Raw genomic sequence first — 18,092 nt, 5'->3', positions numbered from 1 at the left:
TTCCGCCCGCAACGCAAGGGAAACGTCAGGCGAGGTCCCGGGGGCGGATGAAGGCGTCGAGGCGGCAGGTGGCTGCGGCGAGGTCCGGCCAGGTGCCCGAGTGGGTGAGCGCCGCGAGACCGGCCGTGGGGTATTTCTCCAGCATCTGGCGGCGTTGCACCGGGTTGCCGGAGCCGGCAAGTGCCAAGGCGAGGTGCTGGGTGGCCGGATTGTGGGTGACGAGCAGCAGGCGCCTTTCCGATCCGCCCTGTTCGCGGATCACCTGCAGCAGGGCCTCGCCGTCGCCGAAGTCGTAGAGCGCCTCGACGAGGTGAACCTCGGTGGCCGGCAATTCGCGCGCTGCGATCTCCCAGGTCTGGCTGGTGCGGCGGGCGGGCGAGCAGAGGACGAGGTCGGGAACGAGGCCGTGCAACGCCATGTAGCGGCCCATGGCCTGTGCGGCCTGCTCGCCGCGCACGGCGAGCGGGCGGTCGAAGTCCTCCATGCCTTCGCCGATCACGGCCTTGGCATGGCGAAGGAGAAACAGCTGGCGGTCCGGCATGGGGGCTCCCGCGGTTGAAGCCGGGGCAGGTTAGACCGGGTTCTTGACGGAATGAAAGCAAACTCGCGGGCGCAAGCCCTCATACGCCTGGTCGGGCACCTCCCCATCGCTTCGCAAACGGCACAATGGCTCGCCGGTGCGGCTTCCCCTTCCCCCCGTTGGCGCAGCCAAGGGGAGAAGGTGACAGGAGGCCGGACGAGGGCCCTTGCCTCAGCTCCCGATCTTGCCGAGGTCGAAGGGGGTCGTCTGGTAGACTTCGTTGATCCAGTTGCCGAAGAGCAGATGCGCGTGGCTGCGCCAGCGGTTCTCCGGCGGCTGTTCGGGATCGTTCTTGGGGAAGTAGTTCACCGGCAGGTCGATGGCCTTGCCGGCGTTGCGGTCACGCCAGTATTCGTCCGACAGCGAGGTGGTGTCGTACTCGATGTGGTTGAACATGTAGAGCGCACGCTTCGCAGGGTCGTTGATGAGGCAGAGGCCGGCTTCATCCGATTCCATCAGCAACTCGAGGCCCCGGTCGGTGGGGAGGTCGGCGCGGTGGTTCTCGGTCCAGCGCGAGACGGGAATCGAGAAGTCATCCGAGAAGCCACGGAGATAGGGCGAGTTGGGCTTCAGGTTGTGGTGGGTGTAGACGCCGAAGCGCTTCTTCGGCAGGCCGTGCTTCGGCACCTTGTGGAAGTGCCACAGCGCCGCCTGCGCACCCCAGCAGACGTTGAAGGTGGAGTGCACATGCGTCTGCGTCCAGTCATAGATGCGCGACAGCTCGTCCCAGTAGTTGACGTCGCTGAATTCAAGCTGCTCGACGGGCGCGCCGGTGACGATGAAGCCGTCGAATTTCTCGTGCTTCACGTCCTCCCAGTTGGCGTAGAAGGCGAGCATGTGATCGGGATCGGCGTTCTTCGGCGTGTGGCTGGTGATCTTGACGAGGCTCAGCTCCACCTGCAGCGGCGTGGCGCCGATGAGGCGCGCGAACTGCGTCTCGGTCTTGACCTTGTTGGGCATGAGGTTGAGGAGGCCGATGCGCAGGGGGCGGATGTCCTGGCGGGCGGCCGAGGCCTCGGTCATCACCATCACGCCCTCGGATTCGAGCGTGCGGCGGGCAGGAAGATCATTCGGAATGCGGATGGGCATGGTGGTTACTTTTCGATGGCGTTGGCGACGAGTGCGGTGAAGTCCTCCTCGGACTGGACGGAAGGCACGTCACGCATTCGGACCGTGTAGCCAAAATTGTCGGCAATCGCCTTGTAGAGCGGGATGCGGTGGTGGAGCAGCTGCTCGAAGCCCCAGACGGCGAAACCGTCCGGGTCGACGTCATCGTCCTTCGCGATGCCATTGATGGCCTTGTACTCGGCCCACTTCGTTTCGAGGAACTGCGGCTGGTAATACATGGGCTTCGGCGACTTGCGGAAGCGCTCCACCAGCATCTTGGTGTGCTCGGGCGTGCCCTCGACATAGAGGAGCAGCGTGTTCTCCGCGAGGCAGGTGAGCACGGGGTCCAGCGGGTTCGTCGGGTTCACCACCTCGCAGAGGGATCCCCCGGAGTCGCAGACGAAGTTGCGGTACTGGTAGATGTCGCGGGCCTTGCCGACGAAGGTGGGCACGTCGAGCAGGGCGGAGATCTCGGCGTTCCTGTGCTGGGCCTGGCGCTTCTTGTACTCGGCGAATGAGATGCCGCCCTTGTCCGGGTTGCCGGGCTTGCCGAGATAGGTCGAGAGCGGCTTCAGGTGATCGAAGGTGATGTTGGACTGGATGTGGATCGAGTCCGACAGCAGCAGGTCACGCAGGAAGGGAACCCGCATCGCCTCGCGCTTGAAATTGTCGACGATGTGCTCGCCCATGTAGCGGGTGCCGATGCGGTAATCGACGGAATAGTGGTACCAGCCCGAATCCTGCAGGAGGTTCGAGAGCGTCGTCTTGCCCACGCCGGACATGCCGAATATGGTGACGGCCTTGTTTGGCTGGTTTGCGAAGTCTTTGCCTGAAGTGAAGCGCATGGGGCGTTCCATAGCGGAAGGCGTGGGGCGGGGGCAACCGGCGCGTTTCCCGAGGCTTGAAGAATGATCGACGCGAAGCTTTCCGACAACACCTGGTACGAGGCCACCGTGGACCGGGGGGGCTTGAGGCCCGCCCTGACGGGGCGGGTCGAGGCCGAAGCCTGCGTGATCGGGGCGGGGCTCGCGGGGCTGACCACGGCGCTGGAGCTGGCCCGCCGGGGCAAGTCGGTCGTGCTGCTGGAGGGCAGGCGCGTCGCCTGGGGGGCCTCGGGGCGCAATGGTGGATTCGTGTCCAACGGCTTCGCCGAGGGCATGGGGAATGTGGCGAAGCGCGTGGGATTGCCGGCCGCACAGGCGCTCTACCAGCTGTCCCGCCACGGTACCGAGTTCGTGCGGCGCGAGATCGCCGAGACCGACCCCTCGATCAGGATGGGCGACGGCTGGCAGGGCTGCATCCGCTATTCGAACGCCGCCGAGAAACGGGCGGCGGTGGCGGAGATGACGCGCGACTATGACCAGCCGATGGAGTTCTTCGACGTGGCCGAGACGCGGGCGCGGGTGAACACGAAGCGGTATTTCCAGTCGTCCTATGATCCCACCGCCTTCCACATGCACCCGCTGCGCTATGCGCTGATGATCGCCAAGAAGGCCGAGGCCGCGGGGGCCCGCATTTACGAGATGTCGCCGGCGGTGTCGGTCGAGAGGCAGGGAGCGCTGTGGTCGGTTCGGACCGCGACAGGCGAGGTGCGGGCGCCGAACGTCGTCTACTGTGTCTCATCGCTCGACCGGACGCTGCACCAGCCGACAGGGCGGGCGGTGCTGCCCGTGGCGACCTATGTGGCGGTGACGGAGCCACTGCAGCAGGATGTGATCCGTACACGGAGCGCCATTTCGGACACAAGGCGCGCGGGGAATTACTACCGGCTGGTGGACGAGGGCCGCTTGCTGTGGGGTGGGGCCATTACCACGCGCGTCTCGGAGCCCGCACGCCTGGCGGAGCGGATGAAGGGCGACATGGTGTCGGTGTTCCCCGAACTCGGCAATCCGCGGATCGATTATGCCTGGGCGGGGCTGATGGGCTATGCGCGGCACTTCATGCCGCTGATCGGCTCCGACGGGCAGGGGCAGTGGTGGGCCACGGCCTTCGGCGGGCATGGCATGAACACGACCGCCATGGGCGGAATCCTGATGGCGCGGGCGATTGGTGCGAAGGACGACGAGTATCGCCGCTTCGCGCCTTACGCGCCGGACTGGGCGGGCGGACCCTTCGGCCGCGTGGGCGTGCAGGCGGGCTACTGGTACATGCAGCTGAAGGACCGGATCGACGAGCGGCGATACGGCAAGGCAGCCTGACATGGCCTTCGGCAGCGCAGCCCTGAGCAACGAGGCCTCCTTCAATCCCTACTGGTGGCGGGCAGCGCCGCATGAGGACGGTTCCCGCAACATTCCGCCCAAGCGCACCGACGTGGCCATTGTCGGCTCCGGCATCACCGGCCTCACGGCAGCAATCGACCTGGCGCGCGGCGGGCGGCAGGTGACGGTGTTCGAGGCGAAGGAGCCGGGCCATGGCGCGTCGACGCGCAATGCCGGCTATGTGGGGCGCACGCTGAAGCATTCCTTCGGCGAGATCATGGAGACCGAGGGCCTCGACAAGGCGAAGGCCACCTATGGCGAGCTGATGGAAGCCTTCCTCGCGGTGAAGGACGTCGTCGAACGCGAGAACATCCAGTGCCACTACAAGCAGCAGGGGCGGCTGCTGCTGGCGACGTCGCCGCAGATGTATGACGACATGGCGCGCGAGTTCGCCCTGCGCGAGCAGCACCTGGGCGAGCCGTTCCAGACGGTGAGCCGGGCGGAGCAGCGCGACGAGATCGCCACCGATCATTATTTCGGCGGCGTGCGCATTCCGGACCATGCGGGGCTGCATCCAGGACTTTATCACCAGGGCCTGCTGGATGCAGCGCGGGCGGCAGGCGTCACCATCTGCGGCTTCATGCCGGTCCATGGCTTTCGCAGGCAAGAGCAGGGCTTCACCGTGTTCGTTAGGGGCGCGAAGGTGGAGGCGCGCGATCTCGTCTTCGCCACCAATGGCTATGGCGGGCGGGAATTCCCCTGGCTGCAGCGGCGCATCATGCCCTTTCATGCCTATCAGGCGGTGACGGCACCGATGAGCGAGAACCGCATCCGCGCATTGCTGCCCGGTGACCGCACCTTCATCGACTGGAACTTCAACGTCGACTGGATGCGCATCGCGCCCGGCGACAACACGCGCATGACCTTCGGCGGCCTGACCGGCGAGGTGGATGCGGACTTGCGCATCATGGCGGAGCGGCTGCAGCAGCGCCTGGTGCGCATCTTCCCCGACATGGAGGGCATCCAGTTCGACCACGTGTGGACGGGAAAGTGCGGCGGCACCTTCGACATCACGCCGCGCATCGGGCGGCATGACGGAGTGCATTACGGCGGCGGCTACTGCTTTGCCGGCGTGCCGATGGGCACGCTGTTCGGGCAGAAGATCGCGCGGCGCATATTGGGACAAGAGGGTTGGGAGAGCGTGTTCGACACCGAGCCACCAGCGAAGTTCTGGTATCGTGGCAATGCCTGGTTCGTGCCCCATGCCCTCAAGTGGATGAGCCGCAACGACCGCTAGGCTCTCCGATCGTCACCTTGCGCGGACTTGATCCGCGCATCCTTTTCGGCGTTCGCAAAAAGGATCGCCGGGTCAAGCCCGGCGAAGGTGAATGAACTCAGCTGGCTAGCGTGCGCCCGCCGCCTCCAGCATCTTCACCATTTCGGTGTAGCCGCGCTGTCTTGCATGGGTGAGGGGCGACACGCCCTCACCGTCCCTGAGGTTCACGTCGGCCCCGGCGGCGATCAGTTGGGCCATGATATCCTGATGCGTCGGACCGCCATCGGAAAGGATGATGGTCTCCAGCAGTGCGGTCCAGCCGAGGCGGTTGACGTGGTTGACGTCGATCCTGGTCTTCAGCAGTTCGCGCACCACCTCCGGGTGGCCATGATGGGCGGCGGGGATCAAGGCGTTGCCGCCATAGCGGTTGGTGTCGGCGAGATTGGCGCGGCCCGTCGCCAGGATGAGGCGCAGGATGTCGAGCCGGCCTTCGGCGGCGGCAAAGAGGAAGGGCGTGTCGGCGATCATGTCCTTGGCGTTGACGTCGGCCCCCGCCGCGATGAGGGCAGCGGCGGCGGTGACGTCATTGGCGCGTGTGGCGAGCAGCAGTTCGGTGCGGCCGTCCTTGTCGCGGAGCGCGTCCATTTCAGCGCCCCTCCCGCCTGGCCATGAAGGCGAGGCGCTCGAACAGCATCACGTCCTGCTCGTTCTTGAGGAGTGCGCCGTGGAGCGGCGGGATCACCTTGCGCGGATCACGCTCGCGGAGCGTCGCCTCGTCGATGTCCTCGTTGAGGAGCAGCTTCAGCCAGTCGAGGAGCTCGGAGGTGGAGGGCTTCTTCTTGAGGCCAGGCACGTCGCGCAACTCGAAGAAGATGGTGAGTGCTTCCGATACCAGGCGCTTCTTGATGCCGGGGAAGTGGACATCGACGATGGCCTGCATCGTCTCGGCATCGGGGAACTTGATGTAATGGAAGAAGCAGCGGCGCAGGAAGGCATCCGGCAGTTCCTTCTCGTTGTTGGACGTGATGATGACGATGGGGCGGCGCTGCGCCTTCACCGTCTCGCCCGTCTCGTAGACGAAGAATTCCATGCGGTCCAACTCCTGCAGGAGGTCATTGGGGAATTCGATGTCGGCCTTGTCGATCTCGTCGATGAGCAGCACCGGGCGCTGAGGTGCCGTGAAGGCCTCCCACAGCTTGCCGCGGCGGATGTAGTTGGCAATGTCATGAACGCGCTTGTCGCCAAGCTGCGAGTCGCGCAGGCGGGCCACCGCGTCATACTCATAGAGGCCCTGCTGCGCCTTGGTGGTCGACTTGATGTGCCACTCGATGATGGGCGCGCCGATGGCAGAGGCGATCTCGCGCGCCAGCACCGTCTTGCCGGTGCCGGGTTCGCCCTTCACCAGGAGCGGGCGCTCCAGCACGATGGCCGCGTTGACGGCCGTCTTGAGATCGTCGGTCGCGACGTAGTCCGCCGTTCCTTCAAAACGCATGGGTCAAAATCCTTCCCGTTCCCGCCGGGGCCTTTGTTGCATTCCTGGACCCTTCTGGCAAATGTCATGAAAGCGTTGCAAAATCATGGCGATAGCTGGGCTGTGGACGGTCGGTAAAAGCCGCAATCGGGCTATTGTGGAAGGCCGGTGCTGCCGCTATAAGCCGCCGCCAAGCAGGGGTTCACAGAGAGTTCGAAATGGCTGCAGAAGTCGACGAAGCCTACAAACCCAGTGACGACGAGCCGTTCATGAATGAGCGGCAGCGCGAGTATTTCCGGGCCAAGCTGCTTTCCTGGAAGGAAGAGATCCTGAAGGAAAGCAAGGAAACCATCGCCCACCTGCAGGACGAGAACCACGTGCTGCCGGACCTGGCCGACCGTGCCTCCTCCGAGACCGACAGGTCGCTCGAACTGCGCACGCGTGACCGGCAGCGCAAGCTGATCTCCAAGATCGACGCCGCGCTGAAGCGCATCGAGGACGGTTCCTACGGCTATTGCGAGGAGACGGGCGAACCCATCAGCCTCAAGCGCCTCGATGCCCGCCCGATCGCCACGCTGTCGATCGAGGCACAGGAACGCCACGAACGGCGCGAGCGCGTCTACCGGGACGATTGACCGAACGAGGCCGCCTCCGGGCGGCCTCTTCGCTTTCGGCCGCACGCGTGGGAATTACGGATTCACATTTTCGCGTGCACCGCTAGGAGTTTCCCCGCAGTACACTGAAAAGGATATCGCCATGCGCATCATCACCGCTCTTGCCCTTCTGGCCCTCAGCACGGCCCCGGCCCTTGCCGGTGCCGCCGAAGCCAAGAGCTGCGCCGCCAGCCTCGACGCCAACGGCCAGACCATCTTCAACGCGGCGCTGCCGCAGGTCGCCCCGGGGGCAGACCTCAAGGCGGTTGTCACCACCACCACCAAGTCGCTGGTGTCCTCCGGCCAGGTGCCGATGTCGGCCGCCCGCCCGGCGGCGATGGCCGCCGGCCAGTGCCTGAAGCTGGCCATGCAGTAAGGCCGCCAACCAGGTCAGGTTCTCGAATGCGCGGGCACGGCCCGCGCATTTTCGTTTTGGCGCACTGTCAGTGCGCCATGATTGCCAGGGCTTCTTCCAGCAGGGGCTGGGAACCCGCGGTGATGACGTTGCCACCCTTTGCAACATCGCCGCCGGTCCACTCGGCCGCCACGCCCCCCGCACCGGTCACGATCGGCAGCAGGGGCGCTATGTCATAGGGCTGCAGCCCGCAGTCCATGGCAATGTCGATGTGGCCAGCCGCCATGAGGCAGAAGAAGTAGGAATCCCCGCCATACCGCGTGAGCTGGGCGCGCGCGCGCAAGTCCTGGAACCGCCGCTGGTCCTCCGCGCTGCGATAGAGTTCGGGGGCCGTGGTCCCGACCGTCGCCCGTGCCAGCGGCACCCCGCGCCGCACGCGGATCGGGGACACATCACCGCGGTAGCTGTGCCAGGCACCCTCCGGGTTGCCATGGAACATGTCCCCGACGACCGGCTGGTTCATCAGGCCGAGAACCGGGCTGCCCTCGAAGGTGAGGCCGATCAGTGTCGCCCAGGTGGGCATGCCGCTGACGAAGGCGCGCGTACCATCGACCGGGTCCAGCACCCAGGTGAAGGGCGAGCGGCCATGCTTCACCCCGTATTCCTCGCCAAGAATGCCATGATCGGGATAGTGGCGCTCGATGAGGGCGCGAATGGCGCGCTCCCCGGCGCGGTCGCCCTCCGTCACCGGATCCCAGACGGGGCCATCCTTCACGTCGACCGCGGTGTTGCGCCTGAAATAGGGGAGGATGGCATCTGCCGAGGCCTCTGCCAGCGCGATGGCAAAGCGCGTGAGTTCAGCCCAGTCAGGCGTTTTCATTGTCCATCTCCCCGTCAGCCCTTCCTATTGGAGCGACCGACACGCCTCAAGGCACAGGCTTATGTTGCATTGCAACAAAATCCCTGGCTCATGCACATGTTGCATGGCTCGCTCAGTATGATGGAAATCGAAATGATTTCAATGTCTTTTGCCTGCTGCTTCAGCACCTCCTGTGCAATTTTTGACCGTTTGTGCAAAAATCTGCCGCCCGGCCCCTTGATTATGCCATGCCGCACTGCCATATCCCCGCTCGCAAGGCAGCGATGTCTTGCAGCCCTTCCTGGGCGTTTCCTCCCTAGACTTGGGCCGGTCACCTTGGTGCATCGGCCCTTTTTTCTTTGGCGAGGCCATTGTCCGCCCGCGTCCTTCTGGCAGTCGTTCTTCGCTACGCCATGGCGCTATTGCGATGCACAATCTTCACTCAGCGATTTGCGGGAAACCATGCCAAGTTCAGGTGCCGTCATCCACATTCTGTGTTCCGGGCCGGCCAGCAAGCCGCCCGCACAAGGACTGGGTGTTGCCCCGGACCGCACGCTTCTGCTCGCGGGCTTCCTGCGGTCGGTCTGGCACTTCCGGGCTACGCGGCCCGCTGATCCCCGTGCTGGCGAACAGGACGTGGCGGAACAGGACGGGGCCGGAACGCCGCCGGGCGCGTGACGCGATGGGGCCGCGGGCCCGCGCGTGGACGATCATCGGCATTCGCTTCACCCGCGTCGCCGATACTGAAGTTGCGTTTTGATGGCGCATGTTGTCTTGTCATGCGCGTGGCGCCGCGGGTGCGCGTTGTGGAATTCTGCATGAGGACTTCGTCGTTCATCTTCGCCGTCTATCGCATCCTTCGCATCGTGGAGAAGGAAGCTGGCCTCGATGGGCTCGACGCGCGAGCCAAGGCCCTGCTGCTGCTCATTGCCGATGGTGACTTCGAAGGTTCGGCGCTGAGCGTTGGAGACCTGACACGCAATGGCGAGATGGGAACGGCGCCCACGGTCTACAGTGCTCTCAACGCACTGGAGAGCGAAGGCTGGATCGAGCGCCGCCAGGATGTGAAGGACGCAAGAACACGCCGCCTGTGCCTGACCGACCGCGCCCGGAAGGTGTTTGGCCGCATGTCTTCACAGGCTGCGCGAACGCTGCGCGGCAAGTGAAGCAGTTCAGCGGGGCGGGCGGCGAATGGCAATCACCAGCCTGACGAGCAATACGACCGCGAAGCAGCCGAGGAAATCTCCCGCCATCATGGCCGTCACGTCGGGCAGGAAACTCGCTGCGTCGAAGCGGCCGAACCTTACGAGTGCAGCAGCATAGCTTGCCGCACCGGTGATCGACACGGCAGCAGCGATAAGCGGCAGGTGGATGGCACGCAGCGACCGGAGGTCGCGCGAGACATTTGCCCAGCGGCACACCGCCAGCACGGTTGCATAGGGAATGACGCCGGCAATCACGGAATAGACGATGATTTCCCGCCAGGACGGATCCGGAAACACCTGGATGAGCTCCACGGGAAAGGCCAGCATGATGCCGATTGCCCCCCAGATCCCCGACACCAGCAGGATGACCAGCCGCACGCCGGCCGGGATGTAGATGAGGGTCACGCTGTCCTTCATCACCGTGAAGGACAGCACGGACTGGGAGATTTCCCAGGACGCGATCCACACAAGACTGCTGAGCAGGATGACGACGACGACAAAGCCGAGCCGCCGCAGCGGGGAACGGGTGGTTGGCAAGCACAAGAAATCCTGTTGACGCTTGGGCAGATTAACGCTGCGAAATATTAAAAATTTGGTACCCAAAAACTTTATGGAAACTCGCCGATCTTGCCCTTTGGTCAACTGTGACGGGCAGGCGCCGCACAGGCATGGTTATGGGTGGCGATGGCGCAGCTCGGGCGCGGTGCGCGCTTGTTCCCGTCTATCCGTCCATGGCTTGTCGCGTGCCGGGCGGCACGTCGGCCGGCCCTATTCGGCCGCGAGCTGCCGCGGCGCGAAACGCTGTTCCAGATAGGTCAGCAGGGCAGCGATGAACCTGTCGAGGATGCCGCGCATCTCCTGGAAGCCGGCGGTCTTCTCCAGCGTGGCTTCGTTCATGTACAGGCTGCGGTTGATCTCGACCTGCAGCGCGTGCTGGCCGCGGTGCGGCGAGCCGTGATTCTGAGTGATGAAACCGCCGGCATAGGGCTTGTTGCGCAGCACACGCAGGCCGTGGCTGCGCAACTCGTGTTCGACGAAGCTCGCAATGTCCTCCGCGCAGGAGGCGCCGAAGCGGTCCCCCAGCACGATGTCGACGCCGCCGGACACCTGCGGGGCGACGTGGGCGCTGGCACTTGCGGGCATCGAATGGCAATCGACCAGCAGCACGTCGCCCACCTTGGCGTGCACGGCCTGGGTCAGGGCGGAGAGGGTGCGGTGATATGGCAGGTAGACCTGCTCGATGCGCTGGCGGGCCTCCGCGAAGTCGATGCGGCCGCGGTAGATTTCCTCGCCCTCGGAGACGATGCGGGGAATGGTGCCGAGGCCCCCTGCCACGCGCGGCGAGCTTGTATTGGCATAGCCCGGCAACTCGCCCGAGAACATTCGCGGATCCAGTTCATAGGGCTCGCGGTTCAGGTCGATGTAGCTGCGTGGCACGCGTGCCCTCAGCATGGGCGCGCCATGGCCGACGCAGGAAAGGAAGAGTTCGTCCACATAGCAGTCCTCGGATTTCCGGAGTGTCTGGCGGGGCAGACGGGATTGCCGCAGAAAAGCCTCCGGGAACTCCCGCCCGCTGTGGGGCGAATTGAACACGGCGGGTGCCGTCCATTCCTCTGGCGACAGGATCTCGAAGGGCGGGTGGGGGTCCGGCATGCCGTCTCGTGTTCCGTGGCGGTTGCCGCCGATCATTGCCCAGAGGGCGGAAGGCGGCAAGGCTTCATTCACCGTTTACTGGCACAAGACTAGAAGACCAAGAAGGCGATCCGGTGGTGTCGCCCCCGTTTCAGGACGATTTCTGACGATGACGATGAAGACCATGGCCAAAATTCTCCTCGCCGAAGATGACGACGACATGCGGAACTTCCTGGTGAAGGCCCTGCAGAAGGCCGGCCACGAGGTGACCAGCTTCGGGGAGGGCATGAGCGCCTTCGAGGAAATCAAGCACGCGAGCTTCGACCTGCTGCTCACCGACATCGTGATGCCGGAGATGGACGGCATCGAACTGGCCCGCCGGGCCTCGGAACTCGACCCTTCCATGAAGATCATGTTCATCACCGGCTTCGCCGCCGTGGCCCTGCACCCGGATTCCAAGGCCCCGAAGGACGCCAAGGTGCTCTCCAAGCCCTTCCACCTGCGCGACCTCGTCAACGAGGTCGAGCGCCTGATGGCGGCCTGAGTTTAGGGGTTGCGCGCCCCGGCGGCCCCCGCTATAGGGTCGCCACCGCGTCGGACGTGGGTGGTTAGCTCAGCGGTAGAGCACTACCTTGACATGGTAGGGGTCACAGGTTCGATCCCTGTACCACCCACCACTTTCTCCAGAACATCATCATGGTTTCCGTCCTGCCGGTTCCCAGACATGCCGCGAAACCCGAGTTTCCGCTGTGGCCTGCACGGGGGAGCAAGTCTTGAAACTCGTCATCCACTGTGGCCTGCACAAGACGGCTACCACGAGCTTCCAGAGGCTCTGTGCCGAGAACCGGGCGCTGTTGCGCGGGCTGGGAATTCACTACCCGGCTTTCGGGGCCGAGAACCAGCACAGCCTGATCCTTCACGAAGCGCAGCGGGACGGCATGGCAGTGCTGGGATCCTATTTTGCCCGTGCCCGCGCCGAAGCAGGTGCGGAGTGCAGCACGGTGCTCATCAGCGGGGAGGATTTCGAGAACTGCATCGCTGATGTTGCGCTGGCGTGCGACGTCGAAACCCTCGCACTTGGTGCCGGATTCAGCTCAGTGACATGGGCCGTGGTGACGAGGCCTCTTCACGAGTCGCTTGGCTCACTCTATGCGGAATTGAGCAAGCATGGCGTTGTGCTGGATCGGCAGACCATTCAACGCGCCGCTGAGGAGCGGGGCTGCTTTCACGTGACGACGGCCCGTTTCAATCACGTCTTCATTCTCGACTTTCCACGCTTTGCGGCGCGGTTCCGGCGCAACCTCACCGGTGACGTGGCGGAGTTTGGCCTCGACGCGTTTGTCGCCGGATATCCGGGCAGGGTCCTGCTGAAGGACCTCCTCACCGAAGACGCCCATCTCCAGTTCGAGCGCCTGGCCGTGATCACTGCAACCCGGCAGAATCCGCGCCTCGGCAGCCGACAGGTGGAGGCGAACTATCTTGCGACTGCCCTCGGCCTGGGGATTTTCCGGCATGCTGCCCTCAGGCCCCTGATCGGTCCCTTCATCTGGCTTCGCATGCGCAAGGCGCGCCGCACGCCGAACAGGAGCGGCGCGGCGTAAGGACCGCAAGCCGAATTGCCGAAAGTCCTTGCCCAGGCGCTAGTCCAAAACCTGCCTACCCGCGTAGAGGCCTCATCGATGGGGCGTATCCGTGCTTGAAGTTGTGCTGATGATGGTGGCTGCCGGAGCAATTGTACTCGTGGGGATATCATATCTCTACAGCAGGGCGCCGTGATGCAGGTTTGCTGAGGGGTATCCCGGCGGGTGCTTTTGTGACAAAGAGCGCCAACCGCGAATTTCCCGAAAGCTCCCCTCATGACAACCGCCGAGCAAACCGCCGCCGCCTCCACGGAGGTTCCCGTCCACCCGGCGCTGGCCCCGGCCTTGGCGCGGCAGGGCTACACTGCGCTGACGCCGGTGCAGGCCGCCGTTCTGGAGGACAAGGCAAACGGCAGCGACCTCCTGGTGTCGGCCCAGACTGGGTCCGGCAAGACCGTTGCCTTCGGCTTGGCCATCGCCCCCACCCTGCTTGGCGAGACGGGAATTGCCGGCCCTGCCGACAGGCCGCTCGGCCTGATCATCGCCCCCACGCGTGAACTGGCGCTGCAGGTGGAGCGCGAGTTGCGCTGGCTTTATGCCGACGCGGGCGCCGTCACCGCAAGCTGCGTGGGTGGCATGGACATGCGCAAGGAGATCCGCCAGCTGGACCGGGGCGCACATATCGTGGTGGGAACGCCCGGGCGCCTGCGCGACCACATCACCAAGGGTTCCCTCGATCTCTCGGCGCTGCGCGCCGTGGTGCTCGATGAGGCCGACGAGATGCTCGACATGGGCTTCCGTGACGATCTCGAATTCATTCTCGCCGCCGCACCGGAAGAGCGCCGCACGCTGATGTTCTCGGCCACCGTGCCGAAGCAGATCGCCCAGCTGGCCCAGACCTATCAGCGCGACGCATTGCGCATCGTGGCCACCGGTGCCCGCGAGCGCCATGCCGACATCGACTACCAGCTGGTGCTGGTGCAGCCGCATGAACGCGAGAATGCCATCATCAACACGCTGCTCTACTATGACAGCGGCAGCGCCATCGTGTTCTGCCACACGCGCGAGGCGGTGAAGCACCTCGCGGCACAGCTCGGCGACCGCGGCTTCCATGTGGTGTCGCTGTCGGGAGAGCTCTCGCAGTCGGAGCGCACCAATGCACTGCAGTCGATGCGCGACGGGCGTTCGCGCGTGTGCGTGGCGACCGACGTCGCGGCACGCGGCATCGACCTTCCCAACCTCGACCTCGTTATCCATGCCGACCTGCCGTCCAATCCTGATACGCTTCTGCATCGCTCCGGGCGCACCGGCCGGGCCGGCCGCAAGGGCGTGTGCGTGCTGATCGTTCCGGTGCGGCGCTATCCCGCCGCACGGCGCGTCCTTGGCTTTGCCAATGCCCAGGGCACGGTGCGCAATGCGCCGACGGCGGCGGACATCGAAATGCGCTATCGCGAGCAGATCCTTGCTGCCGCCACCACCGCCACCATGCCGGAAGAGGCCGAGGCCTCATTCGTGGCCGAGCTTCTCGAACGCGTGACGCCGGAACAGCTGGCGGCGGCCTATCTGCGCCAGCAACTCGCCACGAGGCCCGCGCCCGAGGACATTTCCGCCGCTCCGCTGCCGGGTGAGGGCAAGGGGCCCCGCGACGAGGCCGCCGGACGGCCCCGGCCGGAGCGCCGCGACATGACCGGCGCGCAGTGGTTCTCCGCCTCCGTTGGCCGCAGCCGCCGGGCTGAGCCGCGCTGGCTCCTGCCGCTGATCTGCAAGGCCGGCGGCATCACCCGCGACGACGTGGGCTCGATCAAGATCTTCGACGACGAAACACGATTCGAGATCTCCGCCGACAAGGCGGCCGAGTTCGCCGAACGCGTGGCGCGCATCGGCAGCGGCGAGAAGGGCGTCACCATCACGCCGGCGGATGGAAAGCCGCGCGAGGCGCGGCAGGATGGGCCAGCCCCGCGCAAGGCGTGGCAGACGCCACGTCCTGAAATGGAGGGCACGCCGGACGGCGGGCCCGCGCAAGCACCTGCGAAGCCGGGCAAGAAGGCCTGGCCCAAGGGCGAATTCGCCAAGAAGAAGGCCTTCGGCGAAAAGCCCGGCAAACCGGCCTTCAAGGACAGGAAGCCTTATGCTGCCAAGGGCACGGGCAAGTTCAAGGGCAAGTCCAAGGCGCCGAAGTAGCGCGTTCGTCACCGCGGCGGGAAGCTGCGCCCGTAAGTGGAAATTGGCCGTTGCCGCGGGGCGTTTGCTGGCGCAGATTCCACCGGCGCAGGGTGCCTGCTCCGATGGGTGAGGAAGAGAGGGTTTCGATGCTGGCAAGACTTTTTCGGCTCAGCCTGTTGTTGCTTCTCCTGGCACCCGCCGCGAGGGCCGACAGCCTGCCGCTCCCCGACAACCTCATCTCGTCGATGTCGCCTGCAGGCGAATCCCTGCTGATCGGGGCAGATGCGCGAGAAGCCTACTTCACGCTGGCCAGCAATTACCTGACCCAGAAGACCCAGAGCTTCTGTGGCGTCGCCAGCATGGTGATGGTGTTCAATGCCATGCAGCTGCCGGCACCCGAGGTGCCCGAATATGCGCCCTTCCGCACCTTCACGCAGGACAACATCTTCAACGACCGGACCGAGGCAATTCTGCCGCAGGCCACGATCCTGAAACAGGGGATCACGCTCGACCAGATCGGCCAGCTCCTGCAGGTGCAGCCGGTGGAGGTGGTGGTTCGCCACGCATCCGATACCGATCTCGACACGTTCCGAAGCGAAGTTGCAGCCTTTCTCGCGCAGCCTGCTCACCACGTTCTGGTCAATTATCTCCGCAAGACCATCGGCCAGCAGACGGGCGGGCATTTCTCGCCGCTCGCTGCCTATGACAAGGAGTCGGACCGTTTCCTCATCCTCGACGTCGCGCGCTACAAATATCCTCCGGTCTGGGTGAAGGCCGACGAGCTTTTCGCGGCGATGAACACCAAGGATTCCGACAATGACGACAAGTCGCGTGGCTATGTGCTGATCGCCCGCAAGAACTAACCCCGCCAGCCCGCACAGGAGTTTTCCCCTTGCCTGATCCGATCCGCTTTTCGTCGTCCGGCCCCGATGGCTGGAGCAGCCTTCCCGACCAGCCGCTCGAGCATGCCGAGTTGCTGAAGGGCACGCCCATCGGCCTCGACCACGCCTATTTCGCCAAGCCCGGCCTGCGCGCCGGCATCTGGCGCTGCGGTGCCTATACCGAACGCTATGACGATTATCCGGTCGATGAATTCATGGTCGTGCTGGAGGGTGAGGTGACGCTGACGAGCGATGGCGGCTTCAGCGACACCTATCGCAAGGGTGACGCCTTCCTGCTGCCCAGGGGCTTCAAGGGCATATGGCACCAGCCCGGACCGATGCTGAAGTACTATGTGATCGTCGGATGACACCGGAGACCTACGACTACGTCATCGCCGGAGCGGGTTCGGCCGGCTGCGTGCTGGCAAACCGGCTGGGCGAGGACCCATCCCTTCGCATTCTCGTGCTGGAGGCGGGCGGGTCCGAGCGGGCGGTGATCGTCGACATGCCGGCGGCGCTGTCGATCCCGATGAACACGCGGCGCTTCAACTGGGGCATGCGCACCGAACCGGAACCGGGGCTTGATGGCCGCGAGGTGAACCTGCCGCGCGGCAAGGGCCTTGGGGGATCGTCCTCGATCAATGGCATGTGCTGGGTGCGCGGCAACCCGATGGACTACGAGTTGTGGGAGGCGCTTGGCGCGGATGGCTGGCGCTGGTCCAATGTGCTGCCCTATTTCCAGCGGCTCGAGAATGTCGAAGGTGGCGGAGCGCTGCGCGGCACGTCCGGGCCGGTGCATGTCAATCGCGGCCTTCAGCGCAATCCGCTCTACGACGTCTTTGTGGAGGCGGGCGTCGAGGCGGGGTACGCCCGCAGCCGGAACATGAACGAGGTCCAGCACGAGGGCTTCGGCCCGATGGAAATGAACATTGGCGACGGGCGGCGGATGAGTGCTGCACGTGCCTATCTGCGCCCCGCCATGGCGCGCGGAAACGTGCATGTGGTGACCGGGGCCATGGTGGACCGGGTGCTGTTCGACGGGCGCCGCGCCACGGGGATTTCCTATCTGGTCAACGGCGAGACGCGTCAGGCGCGGGCCAGGCGCGAGGTGATCGTTTCGGCGGGTTCCATCATGTCGCCGATGATCCTCAAGCGCTCCGGCATCGGGCCTGCTGCCGAACTGAGGTCGCACGGCATCCCCGTCATCCAGGATCTGGCCGGCGTGGGCGAGAACCTGATGGATCACCTCGAACTCTATATCCAGATGGAATGCACAAGGCCCGTGACGCTGTTTCCCACGCAGAGCCTGTGGGGCAAGGCGAAGATCGGCATGGAGTGGCTGGCGACGCGCAAGGGGCTGGGTGCGACCAACCATTTCGAGAGCGGCGGGCACATTCGCAGCCGGGCGGGCATCGTCTATCCGGACATCCAGTATCATTTCCTGCCGCTGGCCATTTCCTATGACGGCAAGAGCCTCGCGTCCGGCCACGGGTTCCAGGTGCATGTCGGCACCAAGCGCTCGAAGAGCCGCGGCTGGGTGCGCCTGCGGGACGCCCGGCCGGACAGCCTGCCGCGCGTGCGCTTCAACTACATGTCACACCCGGATGACTGGCTGGAATTCCGCGCCTGCATCAGGCTGACGCGCGAGATCTTCGCGCAGCCGGCCTTTGCGCCCTATCGGGGCAGGGAACTGGCGCCCGGTACGGAGGCACAGGATGACGCGGCACTCGACGCCTTCCTGAAGCGCAAGGTGGAGAGCGCCTATCACCCCTGTGGCACCTGCCGGATGGGAAACGACGATGCCGCCGTCACCACGCCCGACGGGCGGGTTCGCGGTGTTGACGGCCTGCGCGTGGTTGATTCCTCGCTGATGCCCCAGGCGACGGCGGGCGACCTCAATGCGCCGACGCTGGTGCTGGCGGAGCGCATGGCGGACCTGATCCGCGGGCGCCATCTGGCGGAAGCCGAGGGGGCCTCACTGCTGGCCGATCCGCATTGGGCCACGCGCCAGCGCGGCGCCGCGATCACCCGGAACTACGCGCATGACCGCGCCACGCTGAAGGCGGCCCTGCTGGCCAATGCCAGGGGCGAGCGCGTGCCGGACGACGGACTGCTCACATTCTGACCACGAG

General features: G+C 65.1%; 19 protein-coding genes and 1 tRNA gene. 12 read left to right on the top strand and 8 right to left on the bottom strand.

Going from position 1 to position 18,092, the window contains the following annotated elements; translation table 11 throughout:
• Positions 1-25: 25 nt before the first annotated feature.
• The 3 genes from DK847_RS02305 to DK847_RS02295 form a co-directional block, all read right to left on the bottom strand.
• Entirely contained in the window at positions 26-541 is a 516-nt protein-coding gene (locus tag DK847_RS02305) for a SixA phosphatase family protein (RefSeq protein WP_111195985.1), read from the bottom strand.
• Positions 542-751: 210 nt separating this feature from the next.
• Positions 752-1,669: a homoserine O-acetyltransferase MetA gene (metA, locus tag DK847_RS02300; RefSeq protein WP_111195984.1), complete on the bottom strand. Its 918-nt coding sequence runs from the start codon at positions 1,667-1,669 to the stop codon at positions 752-754.
• Between the two features lie 5 nt (positions 1,670-1,674).
• Entirely contained in the window at positions 1,675-2,532 is an 858-nt protein-coding gene (locus tag DK847_RS02295; protein ID WP_111196325.1) for a DEAD/DEAH box helicase family protein, read from the bottom strand.
• A 63-nt stretch (positions 2,533-2,595) separates the two neighbouring features.
• On the opposite strand from DK847_RS02295, the gene DK847_RS02290 reads away from it, so the two are divergent.
• Together DK847_RS02290 and DK847_RS02285 are read left to right on the top strand one after the other, a co-directional pair.
• Complete coding sequence (locus DK847_RS02290; protein WP_111195983.1) at positions 2,596-3,885, top strand: NAD(P)/FAD-dependent oxidoreductase; 1,290 nt, start codon at positions 2,596-2,598, stop codon at positions 3,883-3,885.
• A 1-nt stretch (position 3,886) separates the two neighbouring features.
• Entirely contained in the window at positions 3,887-5,182 is a 1,296-nt protein-coding gene (locus DK847_RS02285; protein ID WP_111195982.1) for an NAD(P)/FAD-dependent oxidoreductase, read from the top strand.
• Between the two features lie 105 nt (positions 5,183-5,287).
• Here DK847_RS02285 and DK847_RS02280 read toward each other — a convergent pair whose 3' ends face one another.
• The gene (locus DK847_RS02280) at positions 5,288-5,806 is read right to left on the bottom strand and encodes an ankyrin repeat domain-containing protein (protein WP_111195981.1); all 519 of its coding nucleotides are present in this window, start codon (positions 5,804-5,806) and stop codon (positions 5,288-5,290) included.
• A 1-nt stretch (position 5,807) separates the two neighbouring features.
• On the bottom strand, positions 5,808-6,653 hold the full coding sequence (locus DK847_RS02275; RefSeq protein ID WP_111195980.1) for an AAA family ATPase: 846 nt from the start codon (positions 6,651-6,653) through the stop codon (positions 5,808-5,810).
• Between the two features lie 197 nt (positions 6,654-6,850).
• Between DK847_RS02275 and dksA the strand changes: the two genes are divergently transcribed.
• Together dksA and DK847_RS02265 are read left to right on the top strand one after the other, a co-directional pair.
• A complete protein-coding gene (gene dksA, locus DK847_RS02270; protein WP_111195979.1) occupies positions 6,851-7,267 on the top strand; it encodes an RNA polymerase-binding protein DksA in 417 nt (138 codons plus the stop codon).
• 121 nt (positions 7,268-7,388) lie between these two features.
• Positions 7,389-7,661 carry a hypothetical protein gene (locus DK847_RS02265; protein WP_111195978.1) on the top strand — a complete coding sequence of 91 codons (273 nt, stop codon included), beginning with the start codon at positions 7,389-7,391 and terminating at the stop codon, positions 7,659-7,661.
• Between the two features lie 67 nt (positions 7,662-7,728).
• On the opposite strand, the gene DK847_RS02260 is transcribed toward DK847_RS02265, so the two are convergent.
• On the bottom strand, positions 7,729-8,520 hold the full coding sequence (locus DK847_RS02260) for an inositol monophosphatase family protein (RefSeq protein ID WP_111195977.1): 792 nt from the start codon (positions 8,518-8,520) through the stop codon (positions 7,729-7,731).
• Between the two features lie 797 nt (positions 8,521-9,317).
• Between DK847_RS02260 and DK847_RS02250 the strand changes: the two genes are divergently transcribed.
• Positions 9,318-9,665, top strand: a complete 348-nt coding sequence (locus DK847_RS02250; RefSeq protein WP_146256015.1) for a helix-turn-helix domain-containing protein — start codon at positions 9,318-9,320, stop codon at positions 9,663-9,665.
• 6 nt (positions 9,666-9,671) lie between these two features.
• Here DK847_RS02250 and DK847_RS02245 read toward each other — a convergent pair whose 3' ends face one another.
• Together DK847_RS02245 and DK847_RS02240 are read right to left on the bottom strand one after the other, a co-directional pair.
• Positions 9,672-10,241 carry a hypothetical protein gene (locus DK847_RS02245; RefSeq protein ID WP_111195974.1) on the bottom strand — a complete coding sequence of 190 codons (570 nt, stop codon included), beginning with the start codon at positions 10,239-10,241 and terminating at the stop codon, positions 9,672-9,674.
• A gap of 231 nt (positions 10,242-10,472) precedes the next feature.
• Complete coding sequence (locus DK847_RS02240; RefSeq protein WP_245414494.1) at positions 10,473-11,357, bottom strand: N-formylglutamate amidohydrolase; 885 nt, start codon at positions 11,355-11,357, stop codon at positions 10,473-10,475.
• Positions 11,358-11,520: 163 nt separating this feature from the next.
• Between DK847_RS02240 and cpdR the strand changes: the two genes are divergently transcribed.
• The 7 genes from cpdR (at position 11,521) to DK847_RS02205 (ending at position 18,085) form a co-directional block, all read left to right on the top strand.
• The gene (gene cpdR / locus DK847_RS02235; protein ID WP_111196324.1) at positions 11,521-11,880 is read left to right on the top strand and encodes a cell cycle two-component system response regulator CpdR; all 360 of its coding nucleotides are present in this window, start codon (positions 11,521-11,523) and stop codon (positions 11,878-11,880) included.
• 58 nt (positions 11,881-11,938) lie between these two features.
• A tRNA-Val gene (locus tag DK847_RS02230) sits at positions 11,939-12,013 on the top strand.
• Positions 12,014-12,109: 96 nt separating this feature from the next.
• Positions 12,110-12,937 carry a hypothetical protein gene (locus DK847_RS02225; protein WP_146256014.1) on the top strand — a complete coding sequence of 276 codons (828 nt, stop codon included), beginning with the start codon at positions 12,110-12,112 and terminating at the stop codon, positions 12,935-12,937.
• A gap of 255 nt (positions 12,938-13,192) precedes the next feature.
• The gene (locus DK847_RS02220) at positions 13,193-15,097 is read left to right on the top strand and encodes a DEAD/DEAH box helicase (RefSeq protein WP_111195971.1); all 1,905 of its coding nucleotides are present in this window, start codon (positions 13,193-13,195) and stop codon (positions 15,095-15,097) included.
• Between the two features lie 128 nt (positions 15,098-15,225).
• The gene (locus tag DK847_RS02215; protein WP_111196323.1) at positions 15,226-15,942 is read left to right on the top strand and encodes a phytochelatin synthase family protein; all 717 of its coding nucleotides are present in this window, start codon (positions 15,226-15,228) and stop codon (positions 15,940-15,942) included.
• Between the two features lie 29 nt (positions 15,943-15,971).
• The gene (locus DK847_RS02210; RefSeq protein ID WP_111195970.1) at positions 15,972-16,328 is read left to right on the top strand and encodes a cupin domain-containing protein; all 357 of its coding nucleotides are present in this window, start codon (positions 15,972-15,974) and stop codon (positions 16,326-16,328) included.
• Positions 16,325-18,085 carry a choline dehydrogenase gene (locus DK847_RS02205; RefSeq protein WP_111195969.1) on the top strand — a complete coding sequence of 587 codons (1,761 nt, stop codon included), beginning with the start codon at positions 16,325-16,327 and terminating at the stop codon, positions 18,083-18,085. The genes DK847_RS02210 and DK847_RS02205 overlap by 4 nt, the downstream gene beginning before the upstream one ends.
• Positions 18,086-18,092: the final 7 nt, after the last annotated feature.

The sequence above is a fragment of the Aestuariivirga litoralis genome (genome assembly GCF_003234965.1).
GTDB lineage: Bacteria > Pseudomonadota > Alphaproteobacteria > Rhizobiales > Aestuariivirgaceae > Aestuariivirga > Aestuariivirga litoralis.
Note: the sequence above shows the minus strand (reverse complement) of the source record. Positions and strands in the feature narration are given on the sequence as shown.